General features: G+C 40.5%; 3 protein-coding genes. All 3 read right to left on the bottom strand.

What is annotated here, in order from left to right; all coding sequences use genetic code 11:
- On the bottom strand, positions 1-546 hold a 546-nt coding region (locus BM114_RS13960), incomplete at its 3' end, for an RHS repeat-associated core domain-containing protein (protein WP_304441997.1).
- 18 nt (positions 547-564) lie between these two features.
- Positions 565-1,137, bottom strand: coding sequence for a hypothetical protein (locus BM114_RS13955; protein ID WP_143089358.1), 573 nt, complete (start codon positions 1,135-1,137; stop codon positions 565-567).
- Positions 1,134-2,039: RHS repeat-associated core domain-containing protein (locus BM114_RS13950; protein ID WP_092114330.1), on the bottom strand; the 906-nt coding region annotated here is incomplete at its 5' end. The genes BM114_RS13955 and BM114_RS13950, both read right to left, overlap by 4 nt.

Genomic DNA, 2,039 nt, shown 5'->3' with positions numbered 1-2,039 from the left:
TTGACAACAAGCCGGAGGCGCTGCCAGTGCATGTGGAGAAATCAAGACAATTAGAGCTATTTGCATGGTAATCTTATCCCGAACTCGCGTATCTTTTACTAAAAAAATAGAAGTACTATATTCTCTGTTTTCATGTATAGACCTAGGATTATATAACTTCGCAAAATCCATAGCTGCTAAATACATATTCTGAAATCTGTCCCCTGGATCCATGCCATCTTCATCTATAAATCTCACAGGATTATCCAAACAATACACATACGGGCTGATAGGATAGTATTTCTCCGCCAGCGGATCCACACACATCCAACGGCCGATGGAAGCGTCAAAGTGGCGAGCACCATAGTCGTACCAGTCCAGCCCGTGCATGCGGTTGAGCTCCTTGCCATTATACTTATATCGTTGGGTGGAAGTGAAGTTCTGGCTCTCCCCCATCAGCCCGCCGAAGGGATAGTAGTGGTTCACCTGCTTAATCGCTCCGTGCTCATCCACTACTAATCGGTTGTTGCCCAAGTGGTCCCGCAATACTTTTTCTTTCTTTAGCATGCGCTCATAATTTATGCCTTATTCTGTTGTAAGTAGTACCTTACAATAAGGGATGAGGCGTTTCTTCATACTATAATTCTTATTATACTTATAGCTTTTAGGTATTCCAAATTTTTCAATTAGATTTTCCATTTTTAAAGCTTCCATATCCCAGTAGTTATAGTAGCCTATTAATGACTTTAGCCTATAAATATTCTCTGGACTAACCTTTATGATATATCCAGACTCGTTTATAACCTCGTCATAAAGGGTTACCCATATTCGGCTTGTGTCATTGTCTATTAACATCACCCGATTATCTATTATCTCGGTTTTCTTTGATGTCAAAAGAGATTTTGGCATTTCCTTAAGGAACGAAATATCCATACTGTCCAACAATATCGTGTCTGTGTAATCATACTTCTCAAAAGCAAGTTGCATGCTTTGGCAATCAATGGGAATGTAAGATGTACCATCTCCCCTAAAATAAATGGCACTTATGTTATACCCACTATTTGACGATGCTTTTTCTGTTGTATCGCCAGGCTTACAGCAAGTCAAAAGCATAACTAATAATAAAAGGCAGAAATGTTTGTGATATTTTTTGTTCATCTTCGATATGGACTTGAAACTCTTAATTGGTCAGGTTGGCTAATATACGGGATTGGAAGAATCCTTTTCCTGTTATTATGTGGATTGACAACGGGCTTGCCTTTATAAGGGGTCGTAGTAGTAGGGCCGTCCGTTTTGTATAGCGTCCCTTTGTGATTATACCTCGGTGTTTCCCCCAACTTCATTACAACATCATGTTCATGCCCTGTAATAACCAATTTTTCTTCAGCATTATGATATTGTTGATCGCTCAATTTTCGTCTCTCTGCTTGCGCATGTGGGTTTCTGACATGTAAAACACCATGAGTAAACTCATGTTCTAATTGTATAGCTGGAGATTGCCGCCCATCTTTAAATCGTCCTCTATTGTCTGTAATAATCCCCCCCGAATTGTCCCAATATATATCAATACTTTCCCTTGTGTAATCCGACATGGAAAAACCCTCTGTTTGAATGAGATTAAAAACATAGTCTGGATCTGCTATAGCGGCATCGAACATTTCAGAAGCATCATTAGCTTTTAAATATGAGTATGCCATTATTACATCTCTCACGAATGGGTCATTAGGTGAGTTGATGAAACTTTCAATAGTCCCGTCAAAAGTATAAGACATAGTTGCTCCCACAGGATATTTGTTTCCATCCATTCCTGTCCCAGTAAAAAATATCTTAACGACTTTTCCATCTGGATCAACATACCGAATAGGATTATTTATACAATACACATACGGGCTGACATGATAATATTTCTCCGCCAACGGATCCACGCACATCCAACGGGCAATCGTGGCATCATAATGGCGGGCGCCGTAGTCGTACCAGTCCAGCCCGTGCATGCGGTCGAGCTCCTTGCCGTTGTACTTATATCGTTGGGTGGAGGCAATATCTTGGCTCTCCCCCAT

The organism is Prevotella sp. KH2C16 (assembly GCF_900113305.1).
Lineage (GTDB): Bacteria > Bacteroidota > Bacteroidia > Bacteroidales > Bacteroidaceae > Prevotella.
This window is presented reverse-complemented; position numbering and strand designations above follow the sequence as displayed.

Bases quoted from the DNA above. Each gene is read 5' to 3' on its own strand.
- BM114_RS13955 (WP_143089358.1), bottom strand. From the start codon at position 1,137: ATGAACAAAAAATATCACAAACATTTCTGCCTTTTATTATTAGTTATG.